Raw genomic sequence first — 18,748 nt, 5'->3', positions numbered from 1 at the left:
CACCCCTTTGTTTACAATGTTCCCCCCCCCTCCGAGATCTCTTCTTCGTTTTCCACACTCATTCACTCAAACCAGGCGGCGGGCCCCGCCTCGGGCGGGGCCGGCCGTCCTCTGTGTGGCTCGAGGATCCTTCTCGATCAGCGCCTGGCCAGCTGCATCATCTGCTTCGGCAGGGTCGTCATCTGCGCCGGGACCGGGGTCTTGCCCCGGACCAGCTCGAGAAGACTCGATGCGGCGTTCGCGATCGGCAGCGGCAGGGCCAGGCCCAGCGATGCCAGCAGAGCGTTCACGAGTGCCAGTACCGCGCCGAGGATGTCCAGGCCCGGCAGCGGCAGTGCGCTCCAGCCCTGGATCGGGGCACCGGTGGCCGCCAGGTCACCGGTCGGCTGGGCCTGCTTGGCCTTGCCCTTCCCGAGCAGCGAGGTGAGTGCCAGTCCGCTCGCCGCGTTGGTGAAGGAGCCGCTTTCGGTGTCGTAGTTCCACTGCTGGCCGGTACCGCTCCGGCAGGGCAGCACCAGGACCGGTGCGTCCGCCGGTGGCGTGACGAGGTCCGCGCCGGTGTCCAGGCAGGCGCCGGTCTTCGCAAGGGCGCCACCGACGCTCCTGCTCATCGCGACCTGCAGCTGGCCCTTCTCGGTGTAGACCCATTCCTGGGTCTTGCCCTCCTTGCCGGGAGCGCAGGCCATCATCACGGCCATCGGGACCTTGTTCGCGGTGACGAACGTGAGGCAGTAGCGGGTGTCGGCCCGGCTGGCGATCTGCTTCACGACGCCGACCTCGACGCCCGGGGGTGGGCCGGCCGGTGCGGACGGTGCGGCTGCCTGCGCCGGGATGGCCGTGGCCAGGGCGACGCTGACGGCGAGCACTGCGACGCCGGTGCGACTCAACAATCTACGGATGATCAAGACAACCTCCAGAGGTCGTGCTATCTCGCGGCGTCGGGTCGTCGGGACCTCGAAGCGAGAGCGAGCCGGTTCCGGGAACCGCAACGGGCATCCCAAGCGCTGTGGGATGAGATGCGGGTCGATCCCCCGTGAGGAGGCGGTGTGGCCCGGAAGGCCGACGGTGACTCAACGCGACGTTGACGCCACGACCAGTAATGCACAAGAGGTCCGGAGGTGGTTATGGACAACCGATGTCACTTGATGCCAATGGCAACTAACTGCCACGGAGAAATCGTTGCATAGGGCATCGAAATCTTGCCGCAGGATCGCCGTGCTGTCACTGTGTGGCGGCTGTGTGCCGATCGAGATACGGCAACTTCTTGCCGTCGGGCTTCGCCCTTGCGGAGAAGGAGTTTCACTTCCCGGCAAGGGCGCAAGGGCGAAGGTTTCTCAGCTTCAGCGTCGCTGGTCCCGAGAATCGGTGCCTTCGGCAACTGTGTGGTGTTCGGTGGCCAGGTGGTCGGCCTCGCCGAGGTCGACGGTCCGGCTGTCGGGGTCGGCGCCGGCGCCCGCGACGGGGCGATCGTCGGGCCCGGTGGGTGCGGCGTGCCGCGGAGTGACGTCGCTGTCGGTGACCTCGCGCTCGTCGACAGCTGTCGCGCCCTCGGTGGTGCCGTCTGTCGTGGTGGGGGCGGCGGCGACCTGCTGGCGGAGTTCGCGGACCTCCTTGTGGCGGCGGTAGCCGCGGCCGAGTCCCTTCTTCGTCAACCACAGGCCGAGGAACAGCGCGATCCCCGTCGCGGCGCCGAGCAGGAACAGGGTGGGTACGGCGAGCCCGAAGTCGACGCCGAAGACCGACATCTTGGTGGATTCACCGGACGAGACCGAGACGCCCAGGCCGAACAGGACGGCCAGGACGATCAGAACGATTCCGAGAGCCAGCATGATCGCTGCCTTTCTCCCAGCAGCCGGACTGCTGGACGGTTAGGCCTCACTGCCGAGCGGTGCGAACGCAAGGAGAGCGGTGAGCAGCGCGACCGCGCCGCCCTTGTCGAGTGGGTTGTTCCCGTTCCCACATTTGGGTGACTGTACGCACGACGGGCATCCGTCGACGCACTCACAGTGTGCTATCGCCTCACGTGTCGCGGTCAACCATTCGCGCGCCGCGGCGTACCCGTGCTCGGCGAAGCCGGCGCCACCCGGGTGCCCGTCGTACACGAAGACCGTCAGCCTGCCGGTGTCGGCGTGCTTGGCGGTGGAGACGCCACCGATGTCCCAGCGATCGCAGGTGGCGAACAGCGGCAGTAGTCCGATCGACGCGTGTTCGGCTGCGTGAGCGGCGCCCGGTACGTCGGTCAGCCCGAGTCCTCGGATCAGCTCGTCGGGCATGGTCCACCAGACGGCCTTGGTCCGCAGCGTGCGGGCCGGGAGATCCAACGGCTGCTCGTCCAGGATGTTGCCGGTCACGAGCTCCTTGCGCTGGTACGAGATCACCTGGCTGGTCACCTGGACCCATCCGCGCGACAGCTCCGCCGTGCCCCAGGCCTGAGCCTTCTCGGTGGCCAGGATGCTGATCTCGGTCTTGTCCCGGGCGAAGGTGGTGTAGTCGGGTGACGCCTGCTCGACGATCGCGGCGTGGCCCTCCAGGTCGAGACTGCGGACCAGGTAGGACTCCCCGGCATGGACGTACACCGCGCCTTCGTGCACGCTCGCGTGGGCCGAGCCGCCATCCACTGTTCCCAGCAGCCGGCCGGTCTGGTCCTCCACGATCTGCACGGTCTTGCCACCGGCCGAACGGATGTCGATCGCGTCGACCGCGCGATCCCGCCGGGTCCAGAACCAGCCATGCGGCCGCTCGCGCAGGAGACCTTGCCGCACCAGCTGGCCGATCACGTTCTCAGTACTGGCTCCGAAGATCTCGTAGTCGGCCGGTGTCAGTGGCAGCTCCTGGGCTGCTGCGCAGAGCTGAGGCCCGAGGATGTACGGATTCTCCGGGTTGAAGACAGTCGCCTCGACAGGGCGTCCGAAGATCGCCTGTGGGTGCCGGACCAGATAGGTGTCCAGTGGATCATCTCTGGCGACAAGTAGCGCCAGGGCATCTCCACCTGTCCGCCCCGCTCGCCCTGCTTGCTGCCAGAGCGACGCCCTCGTCCCAGGCCAACCAGACAGCAGTACTGCGTCCAGCCCGGCAATGTCGATTCCTAGCTCGAGCGCGTTCGTCGCTGCGACTCCGGTGAGTTCTCCGCTCTGCAGCATCCGCTCCAGCCGTCTCCGCTCCTCCGGGAGATAGCCCGCCCGGTACGCCGATACCTGGTTCGCCAAAGCGGGATCCACCTCAGCCAGGTTGTCCCGTGCGGTCAGGGCAACCGTCTCGGCGCCGCGCCTGGACCTGACGAAGGCGACTGTTCTCACTCCTGACACCACCAGGTCGGTGAGCAGGTCCGCGACCTCAGCCGTTGCGGAACGGCGTACGGGGGCTCCGTTTTCGCCTCTCAATGTGGTGAGCGGGGGCTCCCACAGGCCGAACGAGATGCCGCCGCGGGGTGAGCCGTCCGTGACCACCTCGACCATCGGCAGGCCAGTCAGCCGTTCACCCGACACCGCCGGCTCCGCGACGGTCGCCGAAGCACAGATGAAGATCGGATGAGCGCCGTACTGCGCGCAGACGCGGCGAAGCCGCCGTAGTACGCCGGCGACATGTGCACCGAACACGCCTCGGTAGTGGTGGCACTCGTCGACCACTACGTACTGCAAGCAGCCCAGGAACCGCGCCCAGCGCTGGTGGTTGGGCAGCACCGATCGATGGAGCATGTCCGGATTGCTCAGTACGTAGGTGGCGTGCTCCCGGGCCCAGTCCCGCTCGGTCCGCTCCGAGTCACCGTCGAGAGTGGTCGGCCGCAGCCCCGGCACGTCGTACGACGAAACAGCACGCAACTGGTCGTGCGCCAATGCCTTGGTAGGGGACAAGTAGAGAACAGACGCCGTACGCCGATGTGGTGACGCCGCCTGGGCAATACTCAGCGTGGCGAACGAGGGAAGCAGGTAACCGAGCGACTTGCCGGACGCAGTGCCCGTCGCAACGACCACGTGCTTGCCGCTGTAAGCCGCCTCGGCAGTAGCGACCTGGTGGGTCCAGGGTTCTGTCACTCCGGCATCGGCCAGCTGACTCAGGACCTCGGGTGGCACCCAGCGTGGCCAGGTGCCGGTCTGTCCTTGGCGCGGCGGCACGAATTCGACATGGGTGAGCCGTTCGGCACGCCCAGGTCCGGCAGCCAAGCGTTTGAGTACCACCGCTGCCTCACCGCCATCGCGCATACCGCGAGAGTAATGGTGGCCGTGGACAAAGAAGCCGGCCGGGAGTTGCACGAGCGAACGACCGAGGCGGATGCACACGTCAGTTCTGCCGGGTGGCTCGACGTGGGCTGAGCCGAGGTGAAAGAGTTTTCCGCAACGGCCCTTCTCACGGTCCGTACATGGTTGAATGCAACAGTTCACGGGATCGGAGGCCGAAGTGGATCTGTCGCTGACGACGCGCTCGGAGGGCGGGCGCACCGTCGTCGAGGTGGGCGGGGAGATCGACGTCTACACCGCGCCGAAGCTGCGCGAGACCCTTGTCTCGCTGGTCGACGCGGGGCAGTACGAGTTGGTCGTAGACCTTGAAAGAGTGGAGTTCCTGGACTCCACCGGCCTGGGAGTCCTGGTCGGCGGACTGAAACGGGTGCGCACCCATGACGGGTCGCTGTCGCTGGTCTGTACCCAGGAACGGTTGCTGAAGATCTTCCGGATCACCGGGCTGACCAAGGTTTTCGACATCCATCCCGATGTCGCCTCGGCGATCTGAATCCGGGTGAAAAGGTAGCCCCTTCGCTACCCAGGGTGAGGTCTCGCCTGAACCGCCCGGGTATGGCGTAGACCACCCTGTCGTCAGGTCTGGTCGAATACCCGTTAGAGTGACCCACCGCGCCAGGTCATTGGTGCTGTTTCGTATTTCCCAACCCTTCGGTAGCGGCTTACGGGGGCCGTCCAGCCCAGAGGGGTTGCCAACAAGGAGGACGGATGTCCGCGTCGCTTGCTGTACAAGCGGTGGATCTTTCGTCGAGCAACACCACGCTGGTCGTCGTCGTCGGTGTGATCGCGATCCTCGCGGTCGCCATCGCGATGGTGTTCCGCAGCCAGGTGCTTGCCGCGAACGATGGCACCGAGAGTATGAAGACGATCGCCCAGGCGGTCCAGGAAGGCGCATCGGCCTACCTGAACCGCCAGTTCAAGACGCTGTCGGTCTTCGCCGTGGTCGCATTCCTGTTGCTGTTCCTGCTGCCTGTGCACAGTGACGGCGACAACCAGACCACGCTGAAGATCTTCCGGTCGATCTTCTTCCTGATCGGTGCGGGGTTCTCCGCCACGATCGGCTACCTGGGCATGTGGCTCGCGACCCGGGCGAACGTCCGCGTCGCCGCGGCCGCCCGGGACGAGGGGCGCGAACCTGCCATGCGCGTCGCGTTCCGGACCGGTGGAACGGTCGGGATGGCGACGGTGGGCCTCGGCCTGCTCGGCGCCGCCGCGGTGGTGCTGTTCTTCAAGGGTGATGCCCCCACGGTGCTCGAAGGCTTCGGCTTCGGTGCCGCCATGCTCGCCATGTTCATGCGGGTCGGCGGCGGTATCTTCACCAAGGCCGCCGACGTCGGCGCCGACCTGGTCGGCAAGGTCGAGCAGAACATTCCCGAGGACGACCCGCGCAACGCGGCGACCATCGCCGACAACGTGGGCGACAACGTCGGTGACTGCGCCGGCATGGCGGCCGACCTGTTCGAGTCGTACGCCGTGATGCTGGTCGCCTCGCTGATCCTCGGCAAGGCCGCCTTCGGCGAGCAGGGCCTGATCTTCCCGCTGATCGTGCCGGCCATCGGCGCCGTCACCGCGGTGATCGGTGTCTTCCTGACCAAGCCGCGGGCCGGCGAGAACGGCCTGAAGACGATCAACCGGGCGTTCTACATCTCGGCCTTCGTCTCCGCCGTGCTCTGCACGGTGGCCGCGTTCGTCTACCTGCCGGCCAAGTTCGGCGACCTGACCGGCGCGACCGCGGCGATCGCCGCCCACGACGGTGATCCCCGGATCATCGCCACCGTCTCGGTGATCATCGGCATCGTGCTGGCCGCGATCATCCTGGCGCTGACCGGGTACTTCACCGGTACCGAGGACAAGCCGGTCCAGGACGTCGGCAAGACGTCGCTGACCGGTGCCGCCACCGTGATCCTGTCCGGCATCTCGGTCGGCTTCGAGTCCGCCGTCTACACCGCACTGGTGATCGCCGCTGCCGTGTACGGCGCGTTCCTGGTCGGCGGTTCCGGTGTGGTCGCGCTGTTCGCGATCGCGCTGGCCGGCTGTGGCCTGCTCACCACCGTTGGCGTCATCGTCGCGATGGACACCTTCGGTCCGGTCTCCGACAACGCGCAGGGCATCGCCGAGATGTCCGGTGACGTGGACGGCGAAGCGGCCCAGATCCTCACCGAGCTGGACGCCGTCGGCAACACCACCAAGGCGATCACCAAGGGCATCGCGATCGCGACGGCCGTACTGGCCGCCACCGCGCTGTTCGGTTCCTACACGGACTCGATCTACGCGGTCCTGAACGACGCCGGTGACGCTGCGTTCAACGCCGACGCACTGGTCTTCGACCCGTCCACGCTGGTCGGCCTGATCGTCGGTGCGGCGGTCGTGTTCATGTTCTCCGGTCTCGCGATCAACGCCGTCGGCCGTGCCGCCGGTGCGGTCGTGTACGAGGTGCGCCGCCAGTTCCGGGACATCCCCGGGATCATGGAGGGCACCGGCAAGCCGGAGTACGGCAAGGTCGTCGACATCTGCACCCGCGACTCGCTGCGTGAGCTGGCCACCCCGGGTCTGCTCGCCATCCTCGCCCCGGTCGCCGTCGGCTTCGGTCTCGGTGCCTCGGCACTGGCCGGCTACCTGGCCGGCGCGATCGCCAGCGGCACCCTGATGGCCGTCTTCCTGGCCAACTCCGGTGGCGCCTGGGACAACGCGAAGAAGCTGGTCGAGGACGGCAACCACGGCGGCAAGGGCTCGCCGGCGCACGAGGCCACCATCATCGGTGACACCGTGGGCGACCCGTTCAAGGACACCGCCGGTCCGGCCATCAACCCGCTGATCAAGGTGATGAACCTGGTCTCGGTGCTGATCGCTCCGGCCGTCGTCGGGATGTCCAAGATCGGCGAGGACACCAACACCGCCCTGCGGATCGCCATCGCCTTGGTGGCGCTGGTGATCATTGCCGCGGCCGTGGTCGTCTCCAAGCGCCGGGAGTCCGTCATCTCGGACACCCCGGCCGAGGTGAACGCAGCCGCTTGATCCAGTAGTCGCCACAAGGCCCGCCGGAGATTCTCCGGCGGGCCTTGTGCTTTGTATACCCGCTTTCCTTTGGTTAACGAGGAGTCGACTTTCGGCTGATGTTTCCCTCGCCCGGGTAGGGGATCGTCGGGGACGGGTCAGGGGGTCAACCGATGGCGGCGGGCCGAAGGGGGACGGCAGAATCCACCCAGAGGTGGACACACCGGATCCGTCCGGGGTCCGATGTGATGACCCGACCTGGCCTCGATACTGAAGTCAACAGCCCGCCCGACGGATTCACTGGCGCGCCACCGAACGAGGAGTACGGCGATGATCGAGGCACAAGGCCTCACCAAGCGATACGGCGCAACCGTTGCCGTTGACAACCTGTCTTTCGAGGTCAAACCAGGCAAGGTGACCGGCTTCCTCGGCCCGAACGGGGCCGGCAAGTCCACCACCATGCGGATGATCCTCGGCCTGGACACCCCGACCGCCGGCGACGTCCGCATCGACGGCCAGCACTACCGCGACCTGCGGCAGCCGCTGACCAAGATCGGCGCGCTGCTGGACGCCAAGTGGGTCCACCCGAACCGCTCGGCCCGAGCGCACCTGAGCTGGATGGCCGCCTCCAACAAACTGCCCAAATCGAGTGTCGACAAGGTACTGGAGATGGTCGGCCTCACCGAGGTCGCGAACAAGCGCGCCGGTGCGTACTCACTGGGTATGTCGCAGCGGCTCGGCATCGCCGGCGCCCTGCTCGGTGACCCGGAGATCCTGCTCTTCGACGAGCCGGTCAACGGCCTGGACCCCGAGGGCATCGTCTGGATCCGCACCTTCATGCACCGCCTGGCCGACGAGGGCCGCACAGTCCTGGTGTCCAGTCACCTGCTGTCGGAGATGTCGCAGACCGCCGAGGAACTGATCGTCATCGGTCGCGGCAAGCTGATCGCCCAGTGCACCACCACCGAGTTCGTCGACCGCGCCAGCGGGACGTCGGTCAAGGTGCGTAGCCCGCAGCTGGACCAGCTGCAGACCGTGCTGCAGCAGCAGCAACTGGTCAGCCGGATCGAGGACGTCGAGAACGAGGGCAAGGTGCTCTTCGTCGATGGCGAGGTCAAGACCGACCAGGTCGGCGAGCTGGCTGCCGCCCAGGGCATCGTGTTGCACGAGCTCACCCTGCAGCGGGGTTCGCTCGAGCAGGCGTTCATGCAGATGACCGGCGACTCGGTGCAGTACCACGCAGCCGACGGAATCGCCCCCGTCATCGACCCGAACGCGGTTCCGCCGGTCTCCGGCGCCGAGGTGGCCGCCGGGCCGAAGGAGGACAACTGACATGTCGGTCATCGCAGTAGAGCGGATCAAGCTCTTCTCCACTCGGTCACCTTGGTGGTGCATGATCACGGCGGCCGTGCTGAGTGTGGGCCTGGCATCCCTGTTCACCGCCTTCCTGAACGCCTCGGACGAGCAGCGGGCGACGATCTTCTTCACCCAGGCGGGCGCGCAGCTCAGCCAGATGGTGATGATGGTGATGGCTGCACTGGCTGTGACTACCGAGTACCGGTTCGGCACCATCAGAACCAGCTTCCAGGCAGTGCCGCAGCGCGCCAGCTTGCTGTTGGGCAAGACGGCCGTGGTCGCCTTCCTGGCCGGGATCGTCGGCGTGGTCGCCGCCTTCGGGGCCTGGGCAATCGGCAACCTGTTCGTGACCAACGGCTCCATCGCACTCGACACGGGCGCCGAATGGCGGCTGCTGGCGGGAAAGGGACTGCTGTTCGCAGTCTCCGCCGTCATCGCGGTCGCGGTCGGGATCCTGATCCGGCAGAGCGCCGGCGCGATCGCGATCCTCATCCTGTGGCCGCTGCTGGTCGAGAACCTGTTCAACCTGATCCCGAAGGTCGGCGACGACCTCGCGAAGTGGTCGCCGTTCGCCAACGGCAGCTCTTTCGTGAACCAGGGCCTGGACCAGGGACTGGCCGGCCCGACCCCCGGCCCCGATGCCTACGCGCTGAGCCCCTGGTGGTCCTTGCTGTACTTCGCCGGCTGGGCGGCTGCATTGCTCGTCATCGCTCTGTTCAGCGCGAGCAGGCGCGACGCCTGACGATTCGCGGGGGTACGAAGGCCCGGCCGGGCTGAGGGGTCCTGGTCGCTGCGGCCCGTGGAGCATCCACCAGATGCGCCACGGGCCGTTTCCTGTGCTGGGGTGAGAAGGTGGTGGCGGGTGGACCGGTGGAGCGCATAGCCTGCGCTGCATGACCGACTGGGCGCAGGTTCGCGCCGATGGCTTCGCTGTGCCAACCGATCGTCCGCTCGCTGAGCTGGTCGCCGAGCTCTCGGTGATGTTGCGGTCGCCGGATCCTGTCGTGCGGGATGCGCAGGCGTACTCGACGCTGGCGACCTGGATCGGCAAGGAAGTGCTCGACGAGGAGCAGTTGCGGGCGCTGGGGGACGAGATGGCCGCGCGGTTCGGGGACGAGGAGATCCAGGCGCGGACGTTCGCGCCGTTGATCCTCGACTCGATCGTCTCGGCGGGCGTCTTCGATCCGGCCTGGGTGCCGCCGTTCGAACGCTGGTACGTCGCCGAGGAGGACCTGCGCGGCCACGACCCGAAGCTCGGCTGGCTGCACGCGATCGCCCACGGCAGCGACCTGCTGGGCGCGCTGGCGCAGTTTCCGGCCGTGGAGCCGGTGGAGATGCTCCGGCTGGGCATCGGGCGGCTGCTGACGCCCACGGAGCACGTGATGAGGGACCTGGAGGACGACCGGCTCGGGTTCGCCCTGTCGGCGGCCCTGACCCGGCCGGATCTCAGTGCCGCGGATGCGGTCAGCTGGCTCGACCCGGCGGTCCGTGCGATCAGCATGCACCAGCTGGGCGGGATCGCCGCCGAGTCCTCCAACACCCTGCGCACCCTGCGCGTGGTCTACCTGATGGTCGACCAGGGAGTCCTGCTGGATCGCGAGAAGCCCCCGGTCCAGGTCCCGCACCGCGACGCGATCAAGACGAAGCTCATCGAGGTCTTCCACGCCGCGACCCCCTACTTCTTCTGACCGATGACCCAACTCTTCACCGCTGCCATCCGGGAGAACTACGCAGCCGTCGCGACCGCGTACGACGGTCCGTGGGCCGATGTCCTCGCCGTGCACGCTCGAGCCGTCGCCGATCGTCTCGACCTGACGCAGGCTCGCCGGGTCGCCGAGATCGGCTGTGGTCCGGGCCGGCTGCTCTCCCATCTCGAACAGCTCGCCCCACAGGCCGAGATCATCGGCGCTGACCTGACCGAAGCGATGCTTCGCAAGGCGCCCGCACGGTTCGGGCGCGTCGTCGGTGATGCGCAGGCGTTGCCGTTCGCTGAGGACAGCCTGGACGCCATCGTGATGCCGTTCGTCCTCTTCCATCTCCCGGACCTCCCTTCTGCGCTGTCCGAGGTACGCCGGGCGCTGGTGCCCGGTGGTTCCTTCGCCGCGGTGACCTGGTCCGGGCACGACCCGCACCCGGCGTACGAGGTGTGGGTGCGGGTGATCGACGAGTACGACGCTCCGCCCGATCCGTCGCCGCAGATGCCGTCGAATGCCGTCACCTCCGATCCGGGCAACCTGGAGACGGCGCTGAGACAAGCGCAGTTCGACCGGGTGGAGATCACCATCGAGCGGTTCCGGCATCAGCCGACGGCCGCGGAGTTCCTGGCGCACTCTCAGGTCATCGGGTCGATGGCTCGGCGGATCGCCTTGCTTCCGGCTGACCGACGCCAGGAGTGCCTCGCGACGGCCGAGCGAGAGCTGGCCGGACTCGGACCAGAGGACTTCACCGAGTCCGGCACTGTGCTCTACACGACCGCTAGTTGAAGGTGGCGGTGGCTGTCAGGGTGGGATAGACGGCGGTGCCGGTCCTGGGAACGGCTCCCTGGCTGATGGCGTTGGCAGTGAAGTTCATCCGGGGCGCTGCCTTGAGTTGGACGGTCTTGGCAGTGGCCGGTACGGCGATGGCGACGACTGTGCCTTCCGACTGGTTCGCGGCTTCCAGCGAATTCCGGACCGAAGGCTTACCCGCCGGTGCGCCGTCGGCCGTTGCCGTCAGCAACGGATCGGCCCACTTCTTGTCGTAGACGATGTAGGAGTAGTCGAGGCTCGACTCCACCTCGACCCTGACCCAGGCCAGCCCGTCCGGCGCCCAGCCTGCTTCGGGGTCCCATGGGGTCAACGCTGCGCGGCCAAGCGAATACGAGAACTTGCTGCGGAAGTCCGATCCGAGCTTGACCTGGCTGGTCGGGATGGATTTGTTCAAAGTGGCCATCGTGCCGGTCCGGTAGTAGGCGGCCGCGTTCGTGCTGGTGCGCTTGCCGGTGGTCAGGGAAAGCGTCTGGGTGACGGGTCCGTTGACCGCTGTCAGCACCACGTCGGCGGTGTCCTTCGGGACCGAAGCGATCAATGTCCGCTCCGGGATCGTGGCCGAACCTTCTGCGTCGGGAAGGATCTCGACCGGGCGTTGCTGCGATCCCACGGTGACCGTCCACTTGGTCGCGACCGTTTTCGGGCTGGGTTTGGCGGGGTCGTAGGCGCCGTCACCGGTCAGCGGATCAACGGTCGGGGCGACGCCGAAGACCGCGACGACGAACTTCTCCCCGGTGGCCGGTGAGCGCACGTCGGTGTCGCTGCCGATGGTCTCCGGGGTCGCGATCCCTTTGAGCGTTACCGTTCCGTCCGGCACGACGAGCTTGTCGGTGGCCGGCTGGAGCTGCAGGGTCTGGCTCTTGTCGAGCACCTCGGTCAGGCCGGCCTGCGCCGGTGGAGCGGCAGGTGCTGCCAGCGCGTCGGCGTCGGCGGCAACCTTCTTGCCGTCCGGTCGCCAGAAGTTGCTGCTGTCCGGGCGCACCTGGGACTTCTTCCAGGGCTCGTTGCCGGGGATCTGCAGTCCTGGTTTGTCGCCTCCGGTCGGCTCGATCCGGACCACGTCCCAGACCTGTTTCTCCGGTGTCCCCAGCCGGCGGATCGGCCCGCAGGCGACGTTGCCGAGAGATTTGGTGCTGTCGGCACCGGTCACGAAGTAGCAGCGCGCGTCGGCACCGAGGTTCTTGTTCGATTCTCCGTCCACCTGGCTGTGCCAGGTGGACTCGGCGGTGGTCAGGAACGCCTCGGACGTCTTTTTCTCGACCGTCCCGGCAGCTGTCTCGAGGCCCGATGCCCCACATCCGGTGACGAGCCCCAGGCCCGCGACCAGGGCAAGCCCTGCGCGCATCTTCATCAGTGTTTCCCTTCGGCTGCGACCTTGATGCTTTGAATATGCCAGGAATCAAGGGCCTCCCGGCGACCGAATCGGCAGCCTGTGGACAACTTTCCGATGTCAAAAGCTGCAATCTGGGAGACTAAAAGCGTTGATACGAGAGAGGGCTGTGAGAGTGGATGCGATAGCGGAGCGGTTGCGGGCTGAGCTGGCCGCGGCCGGCTACACGGTTGACGGGGTCGCCGAGCGGTTGGGGGCCCAGGCCAACAATGCGCTCGCGCGGAACGAGACCACCCTTGCCTACCGCGAAACGGCGTCCGGCGACCCGATCGACACCATGATCCGGCTGTTCCTGCTGCAGCGATCCGTCCCGGAAGCCACCGTCAGCAAGGCCTTTCCACAGACCTCCGAGAAGCTACTTGCCCTAGGCATCATCACCGCAGAAGGCGACGAGGTCAGAGCAGCAGTCGACATCCGTCCCTACGCCGAGGACGAGCGGCAGTGGTGGGTCGTCGCAGACCTGACCCCAGGGCTGGACGGCCGGCGCGAGCCGATGCGTCCCGACTATGTGCTCGGCATCGCGCCCGCCAGCCTGAGCCTGGTCAAGCTGACGGTGCCGATCAAGGCCGAGAAGGCCCTCGATATCGGCACCGGCTGTGGCATCCAAGCACTGCACCTGACCGATCGCGTGAACCACATCGTCGCCACCGACGTCAACAAACGCGCGCTCCAGCTGACCCAGTGGACGGCCGCGCTCAACGGCATCGAGCTGGACCTCAGAGAGGGCAGCCTCTACGAGCCGGTGAACACAGAACGCTTCGACCTGATCGTCAGCAACCCGCCGTACGTGATCGCGCCGCCGAGCGACGGGCGGCTGACCTACCGGGAGACCGGGTTCGCCGGAGATGCGGTGGTCGAGCAACTTGTTCGGCGAGCACCAACGCACCTGACCGAAGGCGGCTGGTGTCAGCTCCTGGCCAACTGGACCTGCATCCGCGGCCAGGACTGGCGGGAGAGGATCGCTGACTGGACAGGAGATCGCGCAGCCTGGACGGTGCAGCGGGAGCAGCTGGATCCCGCGGAGTACGTGGAGTTGTGGCTGCGAGACGCCGGGCTGCACGGCCGCCCGGAGTACACGAGTCGGTACGACGCCTGGCTGCGGTGGCTGGAGGATCAGCAGGTCGAGGCGATCGGGATGGGCTGGATCAACCTGCGAAACCTCCCGGGCACCCTGGACGCGGAGGAGTGGCCGTACGAGATCGAGCAGCCGATCGGGCCGCACGTGCTCGACCGCTTCGAGCGACGCGAAGGGCTACCGGACGACCTGACCGGCCTGCATCTCACGGTCGCGGAAGACGTGGTGCAGGAGACAGCGGGCCAACCAGGTGCCGAGGATCCGGCGACGATCGTGCTGCGGCGGCAGCGCGGGATGCGCAGGGCCGAGCACGCCGACACCGTGCTCGCCGGATTCGTCGGAGCTTGCGACGGTGACCTCAGCGTCGGCCAGATCCTGGACGCCCTGGGCAGCCTGCTCGAGCGCGACGACGTGCACGCCGACTACCTGCCGAAGATCAGGAACCTTGTCGTAGAAGGCTTTCTGGACTACTGAGACGACCGTCGGCGGCGCTTCTCGGCGTACATCCGGCGGTCTGCTTCGGTGAGGAGCTCGGTGACCGGGGTGCCGTCGGTGCTGGTGGCGTGGCCGATGCTGAGTCGCAGCATCATGAACCACGGTTCGACAGCCGAGTCGGCCACTCGTTCGGCAGCGGCCTTGATCCGCTCGACCAGTTCGCGGGCGCCGCGCTCGTCAGGGTTGTCCAGCACCACCACGAACTCGTCGCCACCGGCCCGGGCAACGATGTCCTCGGCCCTGCACTGTTCGGTCAGCAGTTGGGCGACGCGGCGAAGCACCTCGTCGCCACACGCATGCCCGTAGCTGTCGTTGACGATCTTGAGGTTGTCCACGTCGATCGCGATCACCGCGACCGAGCGGCCGGAGTCCGCCGCCAGCGACATCCGTTCGTCGAGCGCCCGCCGGTTGCCGACGCCGGTCAGCGGATCCTCCCGGGCGGCCCGCCATTCGGCGTCGTGCCGGATCGAGAGCTCGTGGTTCGCGAGCGCGCTGCGGACGGCGTACAGGCCGCGGAGTCGTTCGGCCCACCAGCCGCGGGTGATCGCCCGGGCGTAGTGCAGTCCGATCGCCGCACCCGCGTCACCGGTATCAGCGACGATCTGTACTGCGGTATGCCGGACGAGTGCCTCGACCGGCGGATCGGAGGTCGGCGGCAGGTCGGTACCGGCCCGATCCGCAGCCTCCAGGGCATCGTCGATCTGACCGAGCGCCGCATACGCCTTCGCCAGATAGGCGCCAGCGATCGCGGCCAGCTCCAGAGAACCCAGCTTGGCCAACTGATCGCGGCAGTCACGAAGAATCACCGCGGCGCCCGCCGGATCGGCTTCCCGCTCACACGCGGCCAGCCACATCCGGCCGGTCATCGGCCAGTACCCGATCAGGTCGGCGCTGACGATCGCCTCGATCGCCTCACCCGCCCAGCGCTTCGCCTCCGCGTGCCGCCGGCGGATCTCCTCGTCGTACGACGCGTCGCCGAGGCGCTCCATCTCGTGCGCCCAGCGCAGGTTCGACTCAGCCAGATTGAGCCGGTTGATCGCGGGTGACTCGGGCAGGCCGAGCGGATCCGAGTCGGCCTCCGCGGCGAGCTCGAAGTGGGGGATGCACAACTCGAACAACCGCAGCAGGTCGTAGGCATAGCCGAGCCCGGTGTGCGCCCAGCCGGCCAGTCCACTGTCCCGGGTCTGCGAAAGCGCGTTCTCGGCGGCGACCAGGTCGGCGACCGAATCGCCGCCCTCGCCGGTCCGGATCAGCGTGACGATCCGCAGCGCGAGCGCGTTCGCCTCCCAGCCCGGTTCGTCGATCGCGCGGGACACCCGGATACACCCGTCGACGGCGTCCAGCGCCTCGTCGGCATCGGTCGCGTGGTGCGCGGCGACGGCCCGCACGTACTCCGCGGCGGCGCGTTCGGGCGACGGTTCCGGGCCGAGCTCGGTCAGCAGCCGGCGGATCTCGGTCGCGGCCTCGGCCGGGTTGCCCGACTGGGCCCGCGTCATCGCCGCTGCGATCCGGGCGGTCACCCCCGACGTCTCGCGCACGCCACCTCCCCCTGCCGCGCTCACCGCGCGCGACGCTTGTCCTCGTACAGCCGGGTGTCCGCCATCGGGATCAGCAGCTCCACCGGTACCCCTTCCGCGGTCGCGGCGTACCCGATGCTGAGCCCGAGTCTGCCGAGCCACGGCTTCGACGTCGTCCGGGCGACGGTCGCCACCGCGGTCCTGATCCGCTGGGCCAGCTGGGCGCCACCCTTCGCGTCCGGCTGATCCAGTACTACGAAGAACTCGTCCCCTCCCGATCGAATCACGGCGTCGGTCGCTCGTGCCTGTTCTACCAGCAGATCTGCCACAACCTGCAGTAATTCGTCACCTCGAGCATGCCCATAGGTGTCGTTGACAACCTTCAGATCGTCCACATCGATGGCGAGCAAGGTCACAGCGCGCTGCGAATCCCGGGCCGCGGTCAGCCGCTCGTCCAAGGCCCGCCGGTTCCCGATCCCGGTCAGCGGATCCTGCCGCGCGGCATGCCATTCCGCATCATGGCGGGCCAGCAGGTCATGCGACTCCAGCGCATGCCGTACGGCGTTCAGCGCGCGCAGCCGTTCCTTCCACCAGCCCCTGGCCACCGAGCGCGCATAACTCAAGCCTGCAACGGCTCCGAGCCCCTCGGTCCGGGCGGCCAGCTCCGATCGGGTCTGCAGCACGAGCATCACGGTCGCTGGATCGGCCAACGGAATCAGGTCGTCCAGGGCCCGGTCGGCGGCTGCCGTCGCCGCCTCGATCCGGCCCTGCGCGGCCAATCCCCTGGCCAGGTAGGCCCCGGCGATCGCCAGCCGCTCGGTCTCGCCGAGTTTGCTGATCTCGTCGCGGCAGTCCTCCAGGTCGGCGACTGCCCGGGCCGGATCCGCGCTGGTCCGCGCCGCCGCGAGCCAGAGCCGCACACTGAGCCGCCAGTACTCCTGGCTCTCGTCGTCGACGATGACGCTTCCGGCTTCCTGGGCCCAGTGTTCGGCCGCCGCCAGCAGGTCGCGGATCTCGTCGTCGTACGACGGATCGCCGAGCCGCTCGAGTTCGTGTGCCCAGCGCAGGTGGGTCTCGGAGAGATTCAGCCGGTCGATTGCGGGGGCCTCGGCGAGTTCGAGCACATCGGCTTCCGACCTGGCCGCGGTCTCGTAATGCGGTACGCAGAGCTCGAACATCCGCAGTACGTCGTACGCGTAGCCGATGCCGGTGTGCGCCCACGCCTTAAGGCCTTCGTCGGTGGTCCGGCTGAGCGCGTGTTCGGCGGCGACGAGGTCGTTCACGGTGTCGCCCCCGCGGCCGCTCCGGGCCAGCGTGATGATCCGGATGGGCAACGCGTTCGCTTCCCAGCCGGGCTCGTCGATGGCCCGGCCGACCGCGAGGCAGGACTCCACCGCGGCCAGGGCTTCGTCGGCATCACTCGCATGGTGCGCGGTCACGCCGCGGACGTACTCCGCTGCGGCCAGCTCGTAGCTGGGTTCGCTGCCGAGTTCCGCCCGGATCGCCTTCAGCTCGGCCGCTGCGGTGACATGGCCACCGGACTGGGCAAGCGTCATCGCGGCGGCTATCCGATCGGTCAGCCGGCCACCGCCCATCGCCATCTAGCCAGTCCCCTCGCAGGTCACCCGTTTGTTCGGGTCGGACCGCCCATTGTGTCCGCGCGGAGGCTCGCTGTCACTGCCTTGTCGTCGAGGTGACAAGGCAGTCGGTCAGCCGGCCACCTGCTGGGTGTCCGAAGCGTGCAGCTGAACGGGCAGCGACTCGACGCCGTACACGATCGAGAAGTCGCGGAACCGCAACTGCTCCTCGGCCACCGCGAGGGACAGATCCGGGAAGCGGTGGGCCAGTGCGGTGAAGGCCGCGCGCAGCTCCATCCGGGCCAGTTCGGCGCCGACGCACCGGTGCATGCCGTGCCCGAAGGCGAGGTGGGCGGCAGGGGCCCGCTGCGGCCAGAACTCCTCGGCATTCACGCCGAACACGGACTTGTCGCGATCGGCGCCGGACAGCGAGACCGCGACCAGGTCACCTTTCTTCACCTGGTGACCGAACAGCTCCTGGTCGTGCCGGGCGAACCGCGGGAAGGCGACCTGGACGACGGTCAGGTAGCGCAGCAGCTCCTCGACGATCGCGTCGACCGCTCCCGGCTCGGTCCTGATCCGGGCGAAGTTCTCCGGGTCGCGCAGCAGCACGAGAGTGCCGAGCGCGAGCATGCTGGCCGATGTCTCGTAGCCGCCCAGGAAGACGCCGTCGGCGAGCCCACCCAGCTCGATGTCGTCGATCGTGTCGCCGTGCTCGCGGATGATCGAGCCGATCAGGCCGTCGCCGGGCTCCTTGCGCTGCTTGCGGACGATCTCGAACAGGAAGTCGCGCGACTCGCTCGCGGAGCCGAACACCCCGATGCCGCCGCCGGACAGGTCGAACCGGGCCGGGCCGAGGGCGCGGAACCGGTCGCGGTCGGACTCCTCGACGCCGAGCAGGTCGGCGATCAGCAGGAACGGCACGTTGAAGGCGAAGTCGGCGACGATGTCGGCGACCGGCCCCTTGGCCTCCATCAGGTCGAGCTGGTCGTTGACGATCTTCTCGATCGCCGGCTCCAGCCGGGCCAGCCGGCGCTTGGTGAACTCCGGGGTGAGCAGCTTGCGCAGCCGGGTGTGGTCCGGCGGATCGGTGAAGCCCAGGCCGCCGATGCCCTCGGACGGCTTGTTCGGGTCCGAGCCGACCAGCGGCCGGATGTCGTTGCTGAAGTTCTCGCTGTCGGCCAGCACCACCTTGGCCTCGGCGTGACCGGTGACCATCCAGACGTTCAGCCCGAACAGGTTGGCCAGCTTGTGCACCGGCTCGACCTCGCGGATCCTGCCGAGCTCCGGCACCGGGTCCAGACCGCTGCGCCGCAACGGCATCGAGACCTGTCGCGGGAACACCCGCATCTTGGACAGGTTGAGACCACCCTTGCGGGTGGTTCTGCTCAGTACCCGGCTGCCGACCCATCTCTTCAGGTATGTCGCAACCATGACTCCCACGCGCCCTCTCTGACGTGCTGCCCCCGACGGCTTTCGGCTTACCGAAAAGCTAACTCTTCCGCGGACCAGATCTGATGGTGTTGGCACTACTTCTGCTGGTGGCGTTGGCACCACCATGGGAGGGGGCCATGGTCGCAGCTT

The 18,748-nt window shown here is 67.7% G+C and carries 14 protein-coding genes; 7 read left to right on the top strand and 7 right to left on the bottom strand.

Going from position 1 to position 18,748, the window contains the following annotated elements; all coding sequences use genetic code 11:
• Positions 1-137: 137 nt before the first annotated feature.
• The 3 genes from ABZ004_RS19340 to ABZ004_RS19330 form a co-directional block, all read right to left on the bottom strand.
• On the bottom strand, positions 138-890 hold the full coding sequence (locus ABZ004_RS19340) for an RICIN domain-containing protein (protein WP_355681251.1): 753 nt from the start codon (positions 888-890) through the stop codon (positions 138-140).
• A gap of 450 nt (positions 891-1,340) precedes the next feature.
• The gene (locus ABZ004_RS19335) at positions 1,341-1,829 is read right to left on the bottom strand and encodes a hypothetical protein (protein WP_355681250.1); all 489 of its coding nucleotides are present in this window, start codon (positions 1,827-1,829) and stop codon (positions 1,341-1,343) included.
• 39 nt (positions 1,830-1,868) lie between these two features.
• Positions 1,869-4,199 carry a DEAD/DEAH box helicase gene (locus tag ABZ004_RS19330; RefSeq protein ID WP_355681249.1) on the bottom strand — a complete coding sequence of 777 codons (2,331 nt, stop codon included), beginning with the start codon at positions 4,197-4,199 and terminating at the stop codon, positions 1,869-1,871.
• Positions 4,200-4,395: 196 nt separating this feature from the next.
• Between ABZ004_RS19330 and ABZ004_RS19325 the strand changes: the two genes are divergently transcribed.
• From ABZ004_RS19325 to ABZ004_RS19300, 6 genes are all read left to right on the top strand, one after another.
• The gene (locus tag ABZ004_RS19325) at positions 4,396-4,725 is read left to right on the top strand and encodes an STAS domain-containing protein (RefSeq protein WP_355681255.1); all 330 of its coding nucleotides are present in this window, start codon (positions 4,396-4,398) and stop codon (positions 4,723-4,725) included.
• 215 nt (positions 4,726-4,940) lie between these two features.
• Positions 4,941-7,247 carry a sodium-translocating pyrophosphatase gene (locus tag ABZ004_RS19320; protein ID WP_355681248.1) on the top strand — a complete coding sequence of 769 codons (2,307 nt, stop codon included), beginning with the start codon at positions 4,941-4,943 and terminating at the stop codon, positions 7,245-7,247.
• A gap of 309 nt (positions 7,248-7,556) precedes the next feature.
• Positions 7,557-8,558 (top strand): ABC transporter ATP-binding protein, encoded by a 1,002-nt coding sequence (locus ABZ004_RS19315; RefSeq protein WP_355681247.1) that lies wholly within the window; start codon positions 7,557-7,559, stop codon positions 8,556-8,558.
• 1 nt (position 8,559) lies between these two features.
• Positions 8,560-9,324, top strand: coding sequence for a hypothetical protein (locus ABZ004_RS19310; RefSeq protein ID WP_355681246.1), 765 nt, complete (start codon positions 8,560-8,562; stop codon positions 9,322-9,324).
• A 151-nt stretch (positions 9,325-9,475) separates the two neighbouring features.
• Positions 9,476-10,270, top strand: a complete 795-nt coding sequence (locus ABZ004_RS19305) for a DUF2785 domain-containing protein (RefSeq protein ID WP_355681245.1) — start codon at positions 9,476-9,478, stop codon at positions 10,268-10,270.
• A gap of 3 nt (positions 10,271-10,273) precedes the next feature.
• The gene (locus ABZ004_RS19300; RefSeq protein ID WP_355681244.1) at positions 10,274-11,065 is read left to right on the top strand and encodes a class I SAM-dependent methyltransferase; all 792 of its coding nucleotides are present in this window, start codon (positions 10,274-10,276) and stop codon (positions 11,063-11,065) included.
• On the opposite strand, the gene ABZ004_RS19295 is transcribed toward ABZ004_RS19300, so the two are convergent.
• The gene (locus ABZ004_RS19295) at positions 11,058-12,461 is read right to left on the bottom strand and encodes a hypothetical protein (protein WP_355681243.1); all 1,404 of its coding nucleotides are present in this window, start codon (positions 12,459-12,461) and stop codon (positions 11,058-11,060) included. The two genes, ABZ004_RS19300 and ABZ004_RS19295, sit on opposite strands and share 8 nt — an antisense overlap.
• Positions 12,462-12,615: 154 nt before the next feature.
• On the opposite strand from ABZ004_RS19295, the gene ABZ004_RS19290 reads away from it, so the two are divergent.
• On the top strand, positions 12,616-14,049 hold the full coding sequence (locus tag ABZ004_RS19290) for a class I SAM-dependent methyltransferase (RefSeq protein ID WP_355681242.1): 1,434 nt from the start codon (positions 12,616-12,618) through the stop codon (positions 14,047-14,049).
• On the opposite strand, the gene ABZ004_RS19285 is transcribed toward ABZ004_RS19290, so the two are convergent.
• From ABZ004_RS19285 to ABZ004_RS19275, 3 genes are all read right to left on the bottom strand, one after another.
• Positions 14,043-15,608, bottom strand: a complete 1,566-nt coding sequence (locus ABZ004_RS19285) for a GGDEF domain-containing protein (RefSeq protein ID WP_355681241.1) — start codon at positions 15,606-15,608, stop codon at positions 14,043-14,045. The genes ABZ004_RS19290 and ABZ004_RS19285 overlap by 7 nt on opposite strands.
• A 20-nt stretch (positions 15,609-15,628) precedes the next feature.
• Positions 15,629-17,188 carry a GGDEF domain-containing protein gene (locus ABZ004_RS19280; RefSeq protein ID WP_355681240.1) on the bottom strand — a complete coding sequence of 520 codons (1,560 nt, stop codon included), beginning with the start codon at positions 17,186-17,188 and terminating at the stop codon, positions 15,629-15,631.
• Between the two features lie 108 nt (positions 17,189-17,296).
• A complete protein-coding gene (locus tag ABZ004_RS19275; protein WP_355681239.1) occupies positions 17,297-18,598 on the bottom strand; it encodes a cytochrome P450 in 1,302 nt (433 codons plus the stop codon).
• Between the last annotated feature and the right edge of the window lie 150 nt (positions 18,599-18,748).

This window comes from Kribbella sp. NPDC006257 (genome assembly GCF_040613535.1).
Lineage (GTDB): Bacteria > Actinomycetota > Actinomycetes > Propionibacteriales > Kribbellaceae > Kribbella.
The sequence above is the reverse complement of the archived record's forward strand: the minus strand, read 5'-3'. Positions and strand labels throughout refer to the sequence as shown.

What these genes read in the sequence shown, in the direction of transcription:
- ABZ004_RS19275 (WP_355681239.1), bottom strand. Translation starts at nt 18,598, where the DNA reads ATGGTTGCGACATACCTGAAGAGATGGGTCGGCAGCCGGGTACTGAGC.
- ABZ004_RS19310 (WP_355681246.1), top strand. Translation starts at nt 8,560, where the DNA reads ATGTCGGTCATCGCAGTAGAGCGGATCAAGCTCTTCTCCACTCGGTCA.
- ABZ004_RS19320 (WP_355681248.1), top strand. Translation starts at nt 4,941, where the DNA reads ATGTCCGCGTCGCTTGCTGTACAAGCGGTGGATCTTTCGTCGAGCAAC.
- ABZ004_RS19295 (WP_355681243.1), bottom strand. Translation starts at nt 12,461, where the DNA reads ATGAAGATGCGCGCAGGGCTTGCCCTGGTCGCGGGCCTGGGGCTCGTC.
- ABZ004_RS19305 (WP_355681245.1), top strand. Translation starts at nt 9,476, where the DNA reads ATGACCGACTGGGCGCAGGTTCGCGCCGATGGCTTCGCTGTGCCAACC.
- ABZ004_RS19330 (WP_355681249.1), bottom strand. Translation starts at nt 4,199, where the DNA reads ATGCGCGATGGCGGTGAGGCAGCGGTGGTACTCAAACGCTTGGCTGCC.
- ABZ004_RS19300 (WP_355681244.1), top strand. Translation starts at nt 10,274, where the DNA reads ATGACCCAACTCTTCACCGCTGCCATCCGGGAGAACTACGCAGCCGTC.
- ABZ004_RS19315 (WP_355681247.1), top strand. Translation starts at nt 7,557, where the DNA reads ATGATCGAGGCACAAGGCCTCACCAAGCGATACGGCGCAACCGTTGCC.
- ABZ004_RS19280 (WP_355681240.1), bottom strand. Translation starts at nt 17,188, where the DNA reads ATGGCGATGGGCGGTGGCCGGCTGACCGATCGGATAGCCGCCGCGATG.
- ABZ004_RS19335 (WP_355681250.1), bottom strand. Translation starts at nt 1,829, where the DNA reads ATGCTGGCTCTCGGAATCGTTCTGATCGTCCTGGCCGTCCTGTTCGGC.